General features: G+C 60.8%; 16 protein-coding genes and 1 pseudogene. 10 read left to right on the top strand and 7 right to left on the bottom strand.

Annotated features, from left to right (window positions below):
• The 4 genes and pseudogenes from U1A24_RS14180 to purD all read right to left on the bottom strand — a co-directional run.
• Positions 1–422: pseudogene (locus U1A24_RS14180) on the bottom strand (aspartate kinase); the annotation flags it as partial.
• Between the two features lie 64 nt (positions 423–486).
• On the bottom strand, positions 487–2,499 hold the full coding sequence (locus U1A24_RS14175; RefSeq protein ID WP_322322624.1) for a calcium-binding protein: 2,013 nt from the start codon (positions 2,497–2,499) through the stop codon (positions 487–489).
• Between the two features lie 66 nt (positions 2,500–2,565).
• Positions 2,566–4,554 carry a calcium-binding protein gene (locus U1A24_RS14170; protein ID WP_322322623.1) on the bottom strand — a complete coding sequence of 663 codons (1,989 nt, stop codon included), beginning with the start codon at positions 4,552–4,554 and terminating at the stop codon, positions 2,566–2,568.
• 182 nt (positions 4,555–4,736) lie between these two features.
• On the bottom strand, positions 4,737–5,999 hold the full coding sequence (gene purD / locus U1A24_RS14165) for a phosphoribosylamine--glycine ligase (protein ID WP_322322622.1): 1,263 nt from the start codon (positions 5,997–5,999) through the stop codon (positions 4,737–4,739).
• 83 nt (positions 6,000–6,082) lie between these two features.
• On the opposite strand from purD, the gene U1A24_RS14160 reads away from it, so the two are divergent.
• On the top strand, positions 6,083–6,667 hold the full coding sequence (locus U1A24_RS14160) for a hypothetical protein (protein ID WP_322322621.1): 585 nt from the start codon (positions 6,083–6,085) through the stop codon (positions 6,665–6,667).
• A gap of 53 nt (positions 6,668–6,720) precedes the next feature.
• Complete coding sequence (xseA, locus tag U1A24_RS14155; protein WP_322322620.1) at positions 6,721–8,280, top strand: exodeoxyribonuclease VII large subunit; 1,560 nt, start codon at positions 6,721–6,723, stop codon at positions 8,278–8,280.
• A gap of 248 nt (positions 8,281–8,528) precedes the next feature.
• Here xseA and U1A24_RS14150 read toward each other — a convergent pair whose 3' ends face one another.
• The gene (locus U1A24_RS14150; protein ID WP_322322619.1) at positions 8,529–8,942 is read right to left on the bottom strand and encodes a hypothetical protein; all 414 of its coding nucleotides are present in this window, start codon (positions 8,940–8,942) and stop codon (positions 8,529–8,531) included.
• A 66-nt stretch (positions 8,943–9,008) separates the two neighbouring features.
• Positions 9,009–10,067, bottom strand: a complete 1,059-nt coding sequence (locus U1A24_RS14145) for an alkane 1-monooxygenase (protein ID WP_322322618.1) — start codon at positions 10,065–10,067, stop codon at positions 9,009–9,011.
• A 68-nt stretch (positions 10,068–10,135) separates the two neighbouring features.
• Between U1A24_RS14145 and U1A24_RS14140 the strand changes: the two genes are divergently transcribed.
• From U1A24_RS14140 to U1A24_RS14120, 5 genes are all read left to right on the top strand, one after another.
• Positions 10,136–10,849: a lysoplasmalogenase gene (locus tag U1A24_RS14140; protein ID WP_322322617.1), complete on the top strand. Its 714-nt coding sequence runs from the start codon at positions 10,136–10,138 to the stop codon at positions 10,847–10,849.
• A 73-nt stretch (positions 10,850–10,922) separates the two neighbouring features.
• Positions 10,923–11,930, top strand: coding sequence for a signal recognition particle-docking protein FtsY (gene ftsY / locus U1A24_RS14135; protein WP_322322616.1), 1,008 nt, complete (start codon positions 10,923–10,925; stop codon positions 11,928–11,930).
• 73 nt (positions 11,931–12,003) lie between these two features.
• Complete coding sequence (locus U1A24_RS14130; protein WP_322322615.1) at positions 12,004–12,903, top strand: EamA family transporter; 900 nt, start codon at positions 12,004–12,006, stop codon at positions 12,901–12,903.
• A 4-nt stretch (positions 12,904–12,907) separates the two neighbouring features.
• Positions 12,908–13,537, top strand: coding sequence for an inner membrane-spanning protein YciB (locus U1A24_RS14125; protein ID WP_322322614.1), 630 nt, complete (start codon positions 12,908–12,910; stop codon positions 13,535–13,537).
• 114 nt (positions 13,538–13,651) lie between these two features.
• Positions 13,652–14,275 (top strand): hypothetical protein, encoded by a 624-nt coding sequence (locus U1A24_RS14120; protein ID WP_322322613.1) that lies wholly within the window; start codon positions 13,652–13,654, stop codon positions 14,273–14,275.
• Positions 14,276–14,497: 222 nt separating this feature from the next.
• On the opposite strand, the gene U1A24_RS14115 is transcribed toward U1A24_RS14120, so the two are convergent.
• The gene (locus U1A24_RS14115; protein ID WP_322322612.1) at positions 14,498–14,917 is read right to left on the bottom strand and encodes a PACE efflux transporter; all 420 of its coding nucleotides are present in this window, start codon (positions 14,915–14,917) and stop codon (positions 14,498–14,500) included.
• A 134-nt stretch (positions 14,918–15,051) separates the two neighbouring features.
• Between U1A24_RS14115 and fabD the strand changes: the two genes are divergently transcribed.
• The 3 genes from fabD (at position 15,052) to U1A24_RS14100 (ending at position 17,225) form a co-directional block, all read left to right on the top strand.
• Positions 15,052–15,981, top strand: coding sequence for an ACP S-malonyltransferase (gene fabD, locus U1A24_RS14110; protein ID WP_322322611.1), 930 nt, complete (start codon positions 15,052–15,054; stop codon positions 15,979–15,981).
• Between the two features lie 101 nt (positions 15,982–16,082).
• The gene (fabG, locus tag U1A24_RS14105; RefSeq protein WP_322322610.1) at positions 16,083–16,820 is read left to right on the top strand and encodes a 3-oxoacyl-[acyl-carrier-protein] reductase; all 738 of its coding nucleotides are present in this window, start codon (positions 16,083–16,085) and stop codon (positions 16,818–16,820) included.
• Between the two features lie 171 nt (positions 16,821–16,991).
• Complete coding sequence (locus U1A24_RS14100) at positions 16,992–17,225, top strand: acyl carrier protein (protein ID WP_054008607.1); 234 nt, start codon at positions 16,992–16,994, stop codon at positions 17,223–17,225.
• The last annotated feature ends 186 nt before the right edge of the window (positions 17,226–17,411 follow it).

Raw genomic sequence — 17,411 nt, 5'->3', positions numbered from 1 at the left:
GAGATGCCCTGAAAGCCCGCGACCACGGCAACCTTGAAGCCTTCGGCAAACTTGGCGTCGATATTGGCGCGCGGAATGTCGATGAAGCGGGCCGACCCATGGGCGCTGGTGGTGTTGATCGGCACCTGCCAGCCCTGCCATGACCGGGCCGGGATATCCATTTCCTGCAAGCGCAGCGCCATCAGTCCCGCGGTGACATTCTCACCGCTGGACACAACGGCATCATATTCGCGGGCGTCATAAAGCTTTGACGTGCCCTCGACATAGCCAACCATCCTGTTGGTCTCGCCCGACATGGCGCTGACGATGACAATGACGTCATAGCCACGGGCCACCTCGGCCTGCACCTTTTTCGCGGCATTTTCGATCCGCGCAAGGTCGGCCACCGAGGTGCCGCCAAATTTCATCACCAGAAGCGGCATGGTACGCCTTTTCCTGCCATTCAAATCGCGGGCTTCATAACAGAAGCACCCGCGAGGGCAAGGCTTACAGGATCAGATCAACCGCGGTCAGCACCGGCTTGTTCAGCAGCACAATCTGCCAATCCGCCAAACCATTGCCATCATTGTCGCCCGAGATCACGCCGCTGCCGATATCATAGCGCACCTGCCGCGCCCCGCTGAACGCCGCCGCCCCGATGAAAGCCGAGCCAAAGGCAAAGGCGGTGATCACCAACTGATCAACGCCGTGGGTGAAATCGGTGATCTGATCTGCTGTAGCGCCCAAGCCCGCCTCTGCCGCCGAACGGAACACAAAGAAATCCGCCCCCATGCCGCCAGAGATCCGGTCAATCCCAGTGCCGCCGCTAAGAACATCATTGCCCGCGCCGCCAAACACCAAATCGCCGCCCGCACCGGCGTCAATGTAGTTCGCAACGCCATTACCGATCAATTCGTTGCCAACCGCAGTGCCCGTAAGATTTAGTTTTTGATCGCCTTCTAGCTGGGCTTTTTCGACATTGGCGAAAGTAGTCAGGTCGATGCCAAAAGCGGAAGTGATGATCTTGTCGCTGCCTTCATTCACTCGTTCAATAATTAGGTCGGACGAGTTATCGATCACATAAACATCATCACCAATACCGCCCGTCAGCTGATCAATGCCAGCCCCACCAAACAACTGATCATTGCCGATGCCGCCAAATAAATGATCTTTGCCATCGCCGCCTTGTAAAACATCGTTACCTGCATCACCCATCAGCGAGTCGATACCGAGATTTCCCGTGATGGTATCATTGCCAAGGCCGCCGAAAATTGTGTCACCCAGCCGCGTGCCTACCAAAGTATTATTGGCGTCAGTGCCCGTTTGGATCAATGAGAATTGCAGGTCAATGATCTGAAAATGATCGAGATCAGCAGGCCCACTTCCACCCCATTCCACAATGATATGGTTGGAATCAAGTTGACTCAAGTTGAATCCCTTGAATCCATAGGCATCCGGCATGCTACCTGCGGGAGCTACCGTAAATTCGGCGCCAGACTTTGCGCCGCCTTCCATAAAATATTGACCGCGCGCAACAGAGTTGGCCGCCCAAGCCCCATCATACCAAACGGCGACAAAACCGCCATTATCCAGTGCCAGCATCGCAACATGGCCCTGAGGCCCGGCGGTGGTGGTGTTGACGAGGAACTGATCACCGATCAAATGGCCATTCGCGCCGACAATCTGCGCCTGAACTGATGTCGAATTGCGATCGCCGCCCTTGCCGCTTTCTTCGGTCCAGGCAACCAGGAACGAGCCATCTGCAAGCCCGGTGACAGTCAGGTCATGCGGAACTACGAAAAAACCGCCTGTGTTGATCGTTTTCGACATCAGCGTGAAAGGTGGAGCAATCGCAACGCCCTCATTATCCACGATCTGTAAGTAGATACGGGGCTCCAGCCCGCCATCGTTCAACATCCATGTAAGCGCCACGCCGCCCCCGGCCAAAGCCGTGGCATGCGGATCAATTTCGTAGACGGATGAATTGCTCAGGATGGTGAAATTGCTACCAAGTGGCTGACCGCTTGCCGAGAAGAATTGCGCGTTGAAAATTTGCGGCTTGTCGGTAAACGGGTCGCGGCCACGCTCCCAAATCAGCAACACGCGGCCATCAGCCATCGTCACAGATTCGGTACGATAAAACCTATCCGTCGAAGGGTTGGAAACCACAAACTCTGACCCTGCGGCCCTGCCATCTGCCTCGAAAACGCGCGCCTGAATCACGGTTTTTTCGTTGGCCAGCGATCGCCAGGCAACCAGAAATCTCCCGTCATCCAAGCTTGTGATGGTTACTTGATCTTCCATGCCGCCCGCCGAAAGCTGTACGGTCCGCAAGGCAGAACCCGTCTCAGCATTGATAAGCGCTATGTAGACATGCGCTGGATCATCTGGGACGCTGTAGAATTGATCCTCATAGCCGAACACCGACTGGCCATTCGGCAAGGTTCTGAAATATGTGTCATACTGCGTCACCCCCGGCAGAATATCGATAATCGGACCTTCAACAGTCGGCGTACCCATCACATCCACTCAATCTAGCTGCCATTTTCCCGACCCTTCCACGCCAGCCAGTGCCGCGCAAGGGATTTACCCAAACCCCGCCAGCAACTCGGACAACACAATCTCATTGCGCGCGTAAAATGCCAGATCGGCGCTGCCATCGCCGTCGAAATCGAATTCATAGAAAAATACCGTCATCCCGTTGTAGCTGGCAAAACCTGCACCGATCAGCGGCACCCCGACGCCAACCGCCTGCGCCGCAGCGTGCAGGTCCAGCACATCCCCTGCCTCGAAGTCATCGAGATAATCGACGCCACCACTGTCGATCAGATCGAACACAAAGCAGTCATTGCCCGACCCGCCATGCAATTCATCGGTGTCGGCTCCCCCACTCAGCGTGTCATCGCCCGCGCCGCCGTCCAGCGTATCACTGCCCGCCCCGCCGAAAATCTGCTCGGCATTGCTGCCCCCGGTCAGGCGGTTCGCCCCGGCATTGCCCTCCAACTGCACCACCGAGCCGCCACCCGTCAGATCCAGTTGCGCGGCCCCCAGCAGCCGCAGCACCTCGATATTCTGGCCATAATCCGCGCCCGTGCTGGCATCCAGCGAGGCGCTGTCGGTTTCAACCACATCAAAGCCTTGCCCCGCCGCTTCATGCACATGATCCAGCGCCGAATCATAAATGAAATAGCGGTCGTTGCCGCTGCCGCCATACAACTCCACCCGATTGAGCGCGGTCAGCGCCAGCAGCACATCATCACCAGCCCCGCCATACAGGCTTTCCCCATCCATCCCGCCTGTGGTCAGCGTATTGCGCCCGGCATTGCCGATCATCCGCAGCACTTGCCCACCGCCCGACAGATCAAGGTCCTGGCTGCCCTGCAACTGCAAGGTCTCGACATGGGCGAAATCGCCGCCACTCAGCGCGATCAGCGACGCGCGCACGATGTCATTGCCTTCACCCGCAAGCTCGATCACCTGATCCGCGGCGCTGTCGACGATATAGATGTCATCGCCCAAACCGCCGCTCATCAGGTCATCTCCCGCATTGTCCGCCAACAGATCATTGCCGCTGCCACCGTCGAGCGTGTCATCCTCGGTGCCCCCGTGCAGCACGTCATCGCCATCCCCGCCCCACAGCAGATCGGCGCCCCTGCCGCCATATAGCTGATCATTGCCCGCATCGCCGCTCAACCAATCGAAGCCATTCAGGCCGATCAGAGAATCACCGCCATCGCCACCGAACAGGCTGTCATCGCCGACATTGCCGTTCTGGGTGTCATCACCGTCGCCGCCATAGAGACAATCATTGTCATAACCGGAATCGAGATAGTCATTGCCAGCTTCGCCCCACAAACTATCCGCGCCGGTGCCGCCGAACAGCCGATCATCACTGCCAATACCAATCAGCGCGCCGCTATCGCCCCACAGCTGATCGGCACCGCCGCCGCCATAAAGCGTATCCGCGCCCAAACCGCCGCGCAGATGATTGATCCCAAGATTGCCGTAGATCTTGTTTGCCAGATCCGAGCCCTCAACGTCAAAGTTGAGGCCGCCCTGCACTGTCAGGTTCTCAATGTTCACAAGCAGCGCCATGTCGATGCCGCTGAGTCCCAAAGCCGCAGCGCGCAGCACATAATAGGGTGTGATCAGCACCTGATCGACGCCACCGTTGGCGACCTCGATCACCGTGACGTCGGTGTGGTTCAGCTCGTAACTGTCGTTGCCAAAACCGCCCGACAGGGTTTCCGCAAGCGTATATGCAGCGTCCTGAGCGGCAGTCAGCCCGGCAAAGCGCTTGGCCGAGATCAATGTATCCTGACCATTACCCGCCAGCAGGACAGATCGCACGGCCAATGTCTCACCGGGCAGGGCGGTGGTGAAGAAGTTCGGCCAGTTCGCGGGGCCTTGCCAGCCGGTCAGCGTATCATCGCCGGAATACGCGGTCAGCGTGGTTTCATAGCTGCGGACGGCCCCCGAGGCGATCAGCTCGCCCGCGACGAACAGCTGCCGCACCGACAACAGGTCGTCGCCCACCGTCCCGGTTGCCGTGCGCGTGATGCTTGGTTCGGCCAAGCCGCTCTCCCTCAAATGCGAACCGGTGCGGTCTGATTTCAGCGCATACCGGAAACAATGCCGGGCGAAGTGAGGTCAGAGCATGGCGATACAATCCGCCGACTATGGCAGAAGAAAAAATTTGGCGCAATTTTCCTGAGAATGGTTGGACCGAATGCCGCAACCCTTGGCAGTGCCGCGACCTAAAGCGCCCGCCAGCCAATATCGCTGCGGCAGAAGCCTTCGGGCCAGTTCAGATGGTCAATCATCGAATAGGCCCGGTTGCGCGCATCGGCCAACGTGTCGCCACGCGCGGTGATGCTTAACACCCGGCCACCGTTGGCGATGATCTGGCCATCTTTCTCTGCCGTGCCTGCGTGGAAAGCCATGTGGCGGCTGTCTTCCGGCATCCGGCCCAGACCCTTGATCACCGAGCCCTTCTGATAGGCCCCCGGATAACCCTTTGCCGCCATCACCACGGTAATCGCGTGATCATCCGCCCAATTCACCTGCGCTTTATCCAGCCGCCCTTCGGCACAAGCCAGCAGCAAATCCAACGCCTGCGCGCCCAAGCGCATCATCAAAACCTGCGTTTCCGGGTCACCAAAGCGCGCGTTGTATTCCACCAGCCGGCCCTGACCGTCCTTGATCATCAGGCCCGCATAAAGCACCCCCTGATAGGGCGTGCCGCGCCGTGCCATCTCGGCAATCGTCGGCAGAACAATCTCATTCATCACGCGCTGCGCAATCGCATCGGTCAACACCGGGGCAGGGGAATATGCGCCCATCCCGCCAGTATTCGGCCCGGTATCGCCATCGCCCACCCGCTTGTGATCCTGCGCTGTGCCAATCGGCAGGGCGTGAACGCCATCGGTCAGGATGAAGAAACTGGCTTCTTCACCTGTCATGAATTCTTCAATCACCACTTCCGCGCCAGCAGCCCCGAACTCGCCGCCGAACATGTCGTCAATCGCAGCCAAAGCCTCGGCCTCGGTCATCGCCACGATCACACCCTTGCCAGCTGCCAACCCGTCGGCCTTGACCACAATCGGAGCGCCCTGTGCGCGGATATGGTCCTTCGCGGCCGAAGCCTCGGTGAACCGCGCATAAGCCGCCGTCGGTGCGCCACAAGCGTCGCAAATTTCCTTTGTGAACGCCTTCGAGGCCTCCAGCTTGGCAGCCTCTGCGCTCGGCCCGAATGTCAGAAATCCTGCCGCACGGGTCGCATCCGCCACCCCAGCGGCGAGTGGAGCTTCCGGCCCGACAATTACGAAATCAATCGCATTTTCGGCGCAGAATGCCACCACTTCGGTGCCATCGAGAATGTCAAAATCCGCACATTCCGCCAGCATCGCGATCCCGGCATTGCCCGGTGCCACGATCAGGCGATCGGTCTTCGGGTTCTGCTTCACCGCCCAAGCCAAAGCATGTTCGCGCCCGCCCGAGCCTAAGATAAGGATGTTCATGCGCGCCCCCGCTTGGCTTGTGGATGCAAGCTTCATAGGATGGCGCTTACGGTTGAACAAGTGCGGCGATTGGTGTGGTGGCAATGCGGGACGATAAACTGTGGCACGAGATCAAGGCTGCACCGAGCGCGCTTGCCACTGCCGACCTTACCGTTGAGTGGGCGATATGCAAAAGCCTTCACAGAACATTCCAACTTAGCAAAGACAATTGCGTCATCCTGATGCTTGAATACAGAAGGTTTCGATACCTGCACGACATTGCCGATGGCCCGCTACTGCCTTCTCCGCTTATCGCGTTCATTCAAGCGAGAGACACACCCAACTCCACCGCGTTTGCGGAACGCAAACGCTGGTGGGGCGGCGCGGTAAGGCCTGCCAATTCCGCTTTGTCGTCTTTCGTCCACGAGCCAGCCTATCAGCGCGCCCTTGATCTGTATCAACAAGAGTTTGGAGCGACACCCCCATACCAAATTTGGCCCACTCGATTGCAGGCTCAGCGCAAAAATCAAGCCTATCTCGCGTGCGGTCTGGGCCTCGTGATAAGTATAATCGGTCGTGGGGCGCAATCCGGCACCGCAGCGACATTAGGCTATGTTTTGTTTATTCCCGCGATTGCGTATCTCATTTTCTTTGACCACCATTGGGCTGAACCGCCGGGCGATGCCTAAGGAGGTATCTGCGACCGCTTTTCTCGGACCAGATTTCATGTCAAACCTTCTGTATGACCGATCTATTCGAAGACACCCCCGCGCCCTCCAACTCCCCCGAATTCACCGTCTCGGAACTCTCCGGCGCGGTGAAAAAGGTGATCGAGGGCGAATTCGGCCTTGTCCGGGTGCGCGGAGAAGTCGGCCGCGTCAGCCGCCCCGCCTCGGGCCACCTCTATTTCGCCTTGAAAGATGATCGCGCCAGCCTCGACGCCGTGTCGTGGAAGGGCCAGGTCGCGAAGATGCAGGTCCGCCCCGAGGAGGGTATGGAGGTGATCGCCACCGGGAGGATGACCACTTTCCCCGGCCAGTCAAAATATCAACTGATCGTCGATGATGTCGCCCCGGCAGGCGCAGGCGCTTTGATGGCGATGCTGGAGAAACGCAAGGCGGCATTGGGGGCCGAGGGCCTGTTCGACCCCGCCCGCAAAAAGCCGATCCCCTATCTGCCGCAAGTCATCGGCGTCGTCACCTCGCCCTCTGGTGCCGTGATCCGCGACATCCTGCACCGCCTGCGTGACCGCTTCCCGCGCCATGTGCTGATCTGGCCGGTTGCCGTGCAAGGCCAGAACTGCGCCGCCGAGGTTGCCGCCGCGATCAAAGGCTTCAACGCCTTGCAACCCGGCGGTCCGATCCCGCGCCCCGATCTGATCATCGTCGCAAGGGGCGGCGGCAGCCTTGAAGACCTCTGGGGCTTCAACGAAGAAATCGTCGTCCGCGCCGCCGCAGCGTCAGAAATCCCCCTCATCTCGGCAGTCGGCCACGAAACCGACACCACCCTGATCGACTACGCCTCCGACCTGCGCGCGCCCACCCCCACTGCCGCCGCTGAACTCGCGGTGCCGGTGCGCCTCGACCTGATCGCCACTCTCGATGCGCTGACCGCTCGCCAGTCGCGCGGTGTGGCGCAAACCCTGCAACGCCGCGACCAACGCCTGCGTGACCTCACCCGCGCTCTGCCCCGGCTGGAAACCCTGCTGGCAACCCCCCGCCAACGCCTTGATACCGCTGGACAACGCCTTGGCGGCGCGCTCGGCATGGCCGCCGCCAAGAAACGCGGGACCTATGCCAATATCGCCTCTCGCCTGCGCCCCGAGGCCCTGCTGGCCCTGATCGCCCGCCGTGCAGAGGCGCTCAGCAATGCCCACATCCGCCTGAACGACCGCACCCTGCGCGCGCAGGAACGCAAGCACGCAAGCTTCGACAAATGGGCCTCGCGCCTCGCCCCGGCCCTCACCCGCCTGATCAGCGACGCGACCCGCAAAACCGCCGAAGGCCGCATTAAGCTGGCGCAACTCGAAAGCCGCCTGCAAACTGCCCCTAGCCAACGACTCGCCACCCTCAGCCAGCGCCTTGACGCACTGGACCGCACCCGCACCACGCTCGGCTACCGCGAAACCCTGAAGCGCGGCTATGCGGTGGTGCGCGGCGACGGCCATGTGGTGACGACAAAATCCGCCGCTGAAAAGGCTCAAGTGCTGGAGATCGAATTTGCCGAAGCGCGCCTGAACCTTGGTCCGCGCGCGGCGAAAAAGCCTAAATCTGGCGGCCCTGAGCAAGGCAGCCTGTTTTAAGTCAGCACCCAAGAACCAAATTTCAAACGCGAAACGCAGGCGGTCTTCGCTTCAACTCTTGCGCGGGTTGCAGCCGCTGATCCTTCGGCGAGAGTATTTCAAAAAGAGCAACTGCTTAAGGTTTGCTCTTTTTGAAATACTCTCGCCGAAGGCTGCCAACGCCCAAACAAACGCGCGTGCTGTCATCATCCCCGGCAGCGCCGCCGAGCGGTGGCTCGATGCCACCCGAGGCCGCACCTGTTGCAAGGTCAGACCCCAACCTGCGGCCCCATGCAGCCCATTGGGCCGGCACTTTGCGCCACTTCCGACAGATCTGCGCCGCCGCCTTCTCCGACAAACATTGCCTTCATGCCGTGGCTCTCCATGAAAAACAGCCAGCACTGCGGGTCGTTCGGGTCTTCATAGACAAAGCAAATGTACGGCGCCTTATCGTACCAATATCCCTCACGGCATTCGTCTTCGGTAAAAGCCCAGACGACTTTGCGACCTGCTTTATACTGCTCGGTGCCATACACAGTGCCATCCTGCGCATAGGTCAGCGTTTTGCCTGTGACATAGGCCTCAAACGCCTCCCCAGTCATGGAAGGGTTCGCGGGATAAGGCACTTCGGCAAATGCGGGAACGGCGACAGCAAGGAAGGCGAGTGCAAATCTATGGCGCATGATAATCTCCGTTATCGCGATCCTGCCCTCAAGCCGCAGAAAACGCCAGTGACAGCTTTGTGTGCGCTACCGCCAGCGCCGCAGATGCGGGCGGATCGCGCGCTTCCACAACGGCGGATACAGCGCGATCATACAAGCCAGTGGCAGCGGCCAAGGCAGATGCGGTGCCTCCTCCGCCCCCGGCAATCGCAAGGCAGGGTAGGGACGGGCGGGGTGGGCGTGGTGGTCGGAATGACGCGGTGCGTTCAGCATGAAGGCCGAGGAAAACCAATGCGGCGCGTTCCAACTGTGCCGGGCCGAGACCGGCTCCAGCCGACCATCCGCGTTGACCGCGCGCGTAAGTCCATAATGCTGCACATAATCCGACAGCATCAACTGGCTTTGCGCATGCGCCGCCAAGCCTGCCCAAGCCAATGCCCCCCAGATCCCGGCAATCGCATAGCCCAAGCCCAAACACAGCCCCGCCACCCCGATATACACCGCATAGGGATGCAGCGCATTCTTTTGCAAGCTGGCCTTGCCCCGTGCGCGCAAGGCATCCTCCGCCGCCCAGCCGCGCCGAAAGCTGCCCGACCAGGCCCGGATCAAGAACGCGTAATAGCCTTCGCCCGACCGCGCGGTGTTGGGGTCTTCGGCACTCGCCGCATGACGATGATGCACCAGACGATGCGCCGAGGTGTGATGGCCAAACAGCAGCCAGCAATACACCAGCGCGCCCAGCCGAAACAGCCCGCGCCCCGGCCTGTGGATCAATTCATGCGCCGCCGGGTTCGCCACCTGACCCAGCCACAGCCCCGCGCCCACAAACACCGCCACCCGCACACCAGCCGAAAGCCCGCTCTCACCCGCCACTGCCCAAACGGCAGCAGGCATCAGCGCCAGCGCGCCAACAGCCAGCACCACCAGCAACGCATCCGCCGCCGGAAACTCCGCCCCCTCGGGCGCGTCGCCCAGAAACAGCCCATTGATCTGATCCAACAGCGCGGCGAGTAGCGTCATATAGACCAGCCCCGCCATACCCCACCAACCGCCCCACACCACGCCTGCGCCAAACAGCGCCAAAGGCAGCAGCGAGGCCAGCGCGAACAGCGCCATCGGTAGCGGACGTGAGGTTACGGCTTGCATAGCCCGCAATCTAGCAGGACAAATCTTAAGGGCCAGCGTGAACATAGGCCAGCATCAAGGAGCCACAAGTGTCGCATGCCATCGAACTCGTGCTTCTGCTTTTGGCCCTCGTGAGCTTCCTCAGCTACTGGATATTTTGGGCCTTCCGTGATCACGTCAACCTAACCGGTGCTGTGATGAAAACTGCCGCAACAGGTCTTCTGGCAGGATTAGCCTTCACCCATCCGGTCAGCGGCTTTCAGTTGATCGTCCTCGGCCTTGCCTTCGGCGCGCTGGGCGATTTCGCCCTGACCCGGCGCAGCCAAACTGCATTTCTGGTCGGAATGGCCGCCTTTGCCGCAGGCCATCTCGCCTATATCGTCGCATTCTGGCTACGCGCGCGCACCATTGCTGATGCGATGCCAAGCGACACTGCGCTGTCAGGACTGACAATCGCCGCCCTGAGTGCTCTCGCCGTGCTTTTACTGTCCACCGAGGTCTGGCTTGCCCCGCGCACCGGCCCGCTCCGCTGGCCGGTGCGTGGCTATGTCGTGGTGATTGGCCTGATGGGCATGACAACCCTCCTGCTGGTGCCGCATCCCGAAAACGCTGGGGCGACGTATCTGCAAATCGGTGCGGCCCTGTTCATCCTGTCCGACTTGCTGCTGGCGCTGCGGCTATTTGTATTTCCCGCAGGCGAAGCCGCGCAAAAGCTGTCGTTGGCGCTCTGGCCCGCCTATTGGTTCGGCCAATTTCTGATAATGCTGGGTGCTGGCCTCTATTGGCTGCCTTTTGGCCTCTAACGTAGCACCCGCCCTTTTCCCGACCCGATAAATCCCTTAGGTGAAGGAAACCTAAGCCAAAGGCCCAAACCCCATGTCCTTCTTCAAAAAACTGAAAGACCGGATGTTCCGCTCCTCCGACAAGATCGGTGAGGGGCTGGAGGCTTTGGTGGCAGACCCCGAAGCGCCCCCCGAAGCCACGCCGGAAGCCGTGCCCGAGGCCAAACCCGGCCTGATCTCGCGCCTGATCGGCCGCAGCGACGAGCCCCGCCGCCTGCTGGATGACGCGATGCTGGAAAGCCTTGAAGAGTTGCTGATCACCGCCGACATGGGCGTCGATACCGCCACGCGAGTGACCGCTAATATCGCCGAAGGCCGCTTCGGCAAACGCATCTCAACATCCGAACTCCGTGACGCGCTGGCCACGGAAATCGCCCGCATCATGGCCCCGGTCGCCCGACCGCTGCCGCTCTACCCACAAAAACCGCAGGTCGTACTGGTGGTCGGCGTCAATGGCTCTGGCAAAACCACCACCATCGGCAAACTCGCTTCGCAGTTCAAGGCCGCTGGCAAATCCGTGGTGATCGCCGCAGGCGACACCTTCCGCGCCGCTGCGGTCGAGCAGTTGCAAGTCTGGGGCACCCGCGCCGGCGTCCCGGTGCTGACCGCGCCGGAAGGCTCCGACCCTGCCTCGCTTGCCTTTGACGCGCTGACCAAGGCCCAGGCCGATGGCGCGGACCTGCTGCTGATCGACACCGCTGGCCGCTTGCAAAACCGTCAGGATCTGATGGAAGAGCTGTCGAAAATCGTCCGCGTCATTCGCAAGAAAGACCCGACCGCGCCGCACAACACCATCCTCGTGCTGGATGCCACCACCGGGCAAAACGCCATCAGCCAGGTCGAGATCTTCCGCAAGATCGCCGACGTCTCAGGCCTTGTGATGACCAAACTGGACGGCACCGCCAAAGGCGGCGTCCTCGTCGCCCTTGCCGATAAATTCGGCCTGCCGATCCATGCCATCGGCATCGGCGAGCAAATCGACGACCTCGCCCCGTTCGATCCCGATGATTTCGCCAAAGCGCTGGTGGGCCAACCCGACTAGGTCATCCTCTGTGCTCAAATATCCCGGGGTCCGGGGCTGGCCCCGGCGGGCGGCCCCAAGCGCAGCGTGAATAATGTCAAACTGGCTCGTCTCCATCGCAGGCACCCCCACTGGTCAACAGCTTGCCCTCGCGCTCGCGCTGCTGGCTGCCGTCCTGCACGCGCTGTTCGGCGCGCTGCAAAAAGGCAAGCACGACCCTTGGTTATCGCGCGCTGTCATTGACCTGACCTATGGCGTCATCGCCGCCCCCTTTGCGCTGTTCGTCGTCCCGTGGCCAGAACCGCATATGTGGGCGATCTTCGCGGGCGCGTTCGTGATCCACGCCATCTACAAACTGCTGCAAGCGATGACCTACGATCGGGGCGCTTATACCGTGGTCTACCCCGTGGTCCGCGGCACCGGCCCTTTGTTCACGGTCATCGGCGCGGGCTTTGTCTTCGGCGAAACCTACGCGCCCTTGCAATGGTTCGGCGTCTGCCTGCTGGTCGCGGGCATCCTAGGCCTTGCCGTCTACAACCTGCGCCACCTTCAGGCCGAGCGCGATACCCTTGTCTCTGCCCTGTGCTTTGCCGCAGCCACCGGCGCCTTCGTTGCGGTCTACACCACCTATGACGCCTGGGGCATCCGCGCCACCGCCGACCCGTTCACCTTTCTTGCGTGGTTTTTCCTGATCGACGGCTTCTTCATCCCCGCCCTGATGGCCCGCCGCCTGCTCGCGCTGTCCCGCGCGAAAGCCGTCCCGCTGTTCAAGCGCGGCTTGCTCGGGGCTTTCGTCGCCTATTTCTCCTTCGGGTCGATCATGATGGCGACCCGGCTTGACCGCGTCGGCGAAGCGGCGGTGTTGCGCGAAACCTCTACCGTTTTTGCCGCATTGATCGGCTGGCTTGTGCTGGGCGAGAAGGTTGGCCTTGTCCGCACTGGCCTGATGGCGCTGATTGCGCTAGGAGCAGTCGTGATGGAATGGGCGGGGTAAAGCTGTGGCTGAAGCAAATCAAAATCCGGCGAAGATTGATCCAAAGCTGAAACTGGGCCTCGAACTTGGCCCGATCATCCTGTTCTTTGCGGGTTTCCGGTTTTTCAAAGACAAAACCTTCCACCTCCTTGGCCATGACTATTCCGGCTTCATCGTGATGACGGCGCTGTTTGTCGTGCTGATCATCGCCACCACAGCGCTGTTGTGGAAACTGACTGGCAAGCTGTCGAAAATGCAGCTGATGACGCTGATTCTGGTGATCGTGATGGGCGGTCTTTCGGTCTGGCTGAACGATGAGCGCTTTATCAAGATGAAGCCGACACTGCTGTATCTCGCCTTTGGCATCATCTTGGGCATCGGTCTGTTGCGGGGGCAATCTTACCTGAAACTGGTGATGGAAGAAGCGCTGCCCTTGCGCCCCGAAGGCTGGATGATCCTGACCCGCCGCTTCTGCGCGTTCTTCTTCGCGCTCGCCCTTGCCAATGAAGTCATCTGGCGGCTGTTTTCGACCGAAACCTGGGTGACGTTCAAAACCTTCGGCCTGACTGCGGCGCTGTTCTTGTTCTTCATCAGCCAAAGCGGGCTGCTCAGCCGCTACTCGGATGAGCCTGAGGCCACCCCGGACAGCGAGTAGGCCGCAGCCTTTCGTCTCCCCTTCTAGGTTAACCGCCGCAGTCTCACCACAATCCAGCCGCACCCCGGACGGATTGCCGCGTGAGAACGGGCGCAGACAACCGGAGGGTGCAGAATGCTGGCCACGACATGCGACAGTGTTGCGCAGTTCTTCCGCAGCTTTCGCCGCACCACACCCTTTCCAGTAGAAATCTTGCTGCCCGGCGTTTTGATCCTGTTCGCATGGCCCTTGCTACGGATCTGGCTGGACGGTGCCCGCACCGCTTTCATGGTCGCTTTCGTGCTGGGCATGGGGCTGCGACTGGCGATGAAATCGCGGCTGATGATCACCCGCACCCGCGCGCATGTTTCCGGCCCCGCCACCGTCGCGCTGATCCTGCTCGCTGGCCCCGGTGCGCTCGGCCTGCTGATCTGGTCCGCCGAACCGCTGCTCTGCCAGCGCTTCCTCAGCCTGTACTTCGCTTTCGCGGCAGCGCTTTACGCCATTGACGTGGTGGACGGCTCTTACGCGATCAACCGCCTGCGCTGGCCGCAACCCGAGATGCGCGGCACCGATGCCGTGCTGACCCGCGTGATGGTGATCTATAACCTTGCGATGGTGCTGGCGAATGAGGCGCTGATCCACCACGCCTCGCAAACCACATGGCTGTTGTATTTCGGCCTGCTGCCCTTGGTATCGAACCTGATCCGCACCGCCTTGGTGCGCAGGGTGCAGGAAAGCTACGGGGCAGGGGCGTAAAGCACCCGTTGCCTTGTCTTGCCCGATTTGTTCGCAAACAAATCTGGCCGCGCCTGCCTGCCCCCGGCAGGCGCGAAATGCGCCCGCCCAGGCAGCCGCGCCCCGATTTCTTTAGCGACGGTTTGTGGCACCACACCCCTTGCTCAACGGCTTTCAGCCTTATGATCAACTCACCGGAAACCTCTGCCCCGCAGAGTTTTCTTTCGGTTCGGGATCATCCGACTAACGCGCCGATTGCGGCAAACCGAAAATCCGGTCGAAGCTCCAAGTGAAGACATAGGTGTAAATGATGAACAACACGATCAAACCGGCCTCATATTGCAGCGCCGTCCACAGATCGACCTTCAGCCACCACGCCATGATCGGCAGCACCAATATCACCAAGCCACCTTCAAACAGCAGCGCGTGCACAGATCTGCGGGACAGGCTGCGGCCTTTGGTGCTCTGCCGCGCCTCCCATGCCTCAAACAGCGCGTTGAAGCCCATGCTCCAGCACATCGCGATGGTGGCGGTGATGGCCGACAGCACCAGCGACTGCGTTGCATTGGCCTCTGACATCGCCAGCAAGCCAAGCGTCGCCACGGCGACACCGAGCGTCTCAAAGCTGACAGCATACAGGATTTTACGGGTGGTTGGGGTCATCGGCCCTGTGTGGAATCCACGCGCCCGCAAGTCAAGATCGGTGAGAGATATGCCGGGGCGTTGCACGAATGGCTTTCGCAAGGTAAGCCAAAGGTTCGCAAGGTAAGCCAAAGGTAAGATTAAGGGAGGGCCATATGAGCCGCGCATTCGTATTTCCGGGGCAGGGTGCCCAGACCATTGGCATGGGCCGGGCTTTGGCCGAGGCCTATCCCGCCGCGAAAGCGGTGTTTGACGAGGTCGACGAGGCTTTGGGCGAAAAGCTGTCCAGCCTGATCTGGGAGGGGTCGATCGAAGATCTGACCCTGACGAAAAACGCCCAACCGGCGCTGATGGCGACCTCGATTGCGGCGCTGCGGGCGCTGGAAAGCGAAGGCATCGGGATTGAGACGGCCTCGTTCGTGGCGGGCCATTCACTGGGTGAATATTCGGCACTTTGTGCGGTGGGCGCGCTTGATCTGTCCGACACCGCGCGGTTGTTGCGGATTCGCGGGCAGGCGATGCAAGAGGCGGTTCCGGTGGGCGTCGGCGCTATGGCCGCCCTGCTGGGCCTCGATTTCGCCGCCGCGACCGAAGTGGCCGCCGAAGCGGCACAAGGCGAGGTTTGCCAGGCCGCCAATGACAATGACCCGGCGCAAGTGGTGGTTTCCGGCCACCGTGGCGCGGTAGAGCGGGCATTGGAGATCGCCAAGGCCAAAGGGGCCAAGCGCGCCCTGCTGCTGCCCGTCAGCGCCCCGTTCCACTGCGCCCTGATGCAACCCGCCGCGGCCGTGATGAACGAAGCGCTGGCAGGTGTGGTGATCTCGGCTCCGAAACTGCCCGTGGTGGTCAACGTCCGGGCCGAAGCCGTCACCGAACCCGACCGCATCCGCGCGCTGCTGGTGGCACAGGTCACAGGCTCGGTGCGCTGGCGCGAATCTGTGCTGTGGATGGAGGGCGCAGGCGTGACCGAGTTCTGGGAGATCGGCGCCGGCAAGGCTTTGTCCGGCATGATCAAGCGCACGGCCTCGGGGGCTGTGACGCGGGCTTTCGGCACACCCGAAGATGTGCTGGCGGCCAAAGCCTAAGCCAGACGATTTTTGAGAAAAATCGTGGCCTCGGTTTTCAGGCGGCGGCGATTTGGATAAACGGCGGCGCGAAGCAGGCATCGCTTTTGAGAGGACAGAACATGTTTGATCTGACAGGAAAATCCGCGCTGATCACCGGCGCATCGGGCGGCATTGGTGGCGAGATCGCCCGCAGCCTTTATGCAGCAGGGGCGACCGTGGGGCTTTCGGGCACGCGGGTGGAGCCGTTGCAAGCCTTGGCCGCAGAGTTGGGGGATCGCGCGCATGTGCTGCCCTGCAACCTTTCCGACCTTGCGGCGGTGGATGAGTTGGTCAAGCAGGCCACAGCGGCGATGGGGGCGGTGGATATCCTCGTCAACAACGCAGGCATCACCCGCGACAATCTGTTCATGCGGATGTCGGATGAGGAATGGCAATCGGTGATTGACGTCAACCTCACCGCGACGTTCCGGCTGATGCGCAGCGCGCTGCGCGGCATGATGAAAGCCCGCTGGGGGCGGATCATCAACATCACCTCGGTGGTGGGCCATTCCGGCAATCCGGGGCAGGCGAATTATGCAGCTGCCAAAGCGGGCACTCTGGCGATGTCGAAGTCGCTGGCGCAAGAGGTTGCCAGCCGCAATATCACGGTGAACTGCGTCGCACCTGGGCTGATCGAAACCCCGATGACCGAAAAGCTGAACGACGAACAGCGCACAAAGATCCTCGTCGGCGTGCCCGCAGGCCGGATGGGAAAACCGCAGGAAGTCGCCGCGGGTGTGCTCTATTTGGCATCACAAGAGGCGGCCTATATCACCGGCACAACACTGCATATCAACGGCGGCGGCGATATGTCATAAGGCGGCTGGAAGCGGTTTGAAACCGTTTGCCTAATCCGCGCGCCCTTGCTATAGGCGCGCAAGAATACGCCAGAGGCCATCGCCAATGGTGCCTGCCGATGCAGGAAAGAGCGCCCGGCAACGGGCAGGCAAAAGACCGGGGGCGACCCCTAAACGATATGAGGAAAGAACATGAGCGACATCGCTGATCGTGTGAAGAAGATCGTCGTCGAGCATTTGGGCGTCGAAGCGGAAAAAGTGACCGAGACCGCCTCGTTCATTGATGATCTGGGCGCAGACAGCCTCGACACCGTCGAGCTGGTCATGGCGTTCGAAGAAGAATTCGGCATCGAGATCCCGGATGATGCGGCTGAAACTATTCAGACCTTCGGCGACGCGGTGAAGTTCATCTCCTCCGCTGCCTGATCGCTTTTGCAGATCAAACGGAAAGGCACCCTGCGGGGTGCTTTTTTGTTTTTAAATGATGGCTTTGAGGGGAACCCAGGACGGTCTCGGCTGGCATCGAGCCAGCCTCACCCGGCTGCCGGTGTATTGATCTGACAGGGCGGCGGTGTTGCAATCGAGAAGCCTCCGGCGGGAGTATTTCAGAAA

This window comes from Cypionkella sp. (assembly GCF_034376685.1).
Taxonomy (GTDB): domain Bacteria; phylum Pseudomonadota; class Alphaproteobacteria; order Rhodobacterales; family Rhodobacteraceae; genus Cypionkella.
The sequence above is the reverse complement of the archived record's forward strand: the minus strand, read 5'-3'. Positions and strand labels throughout refer to the sequence as shown.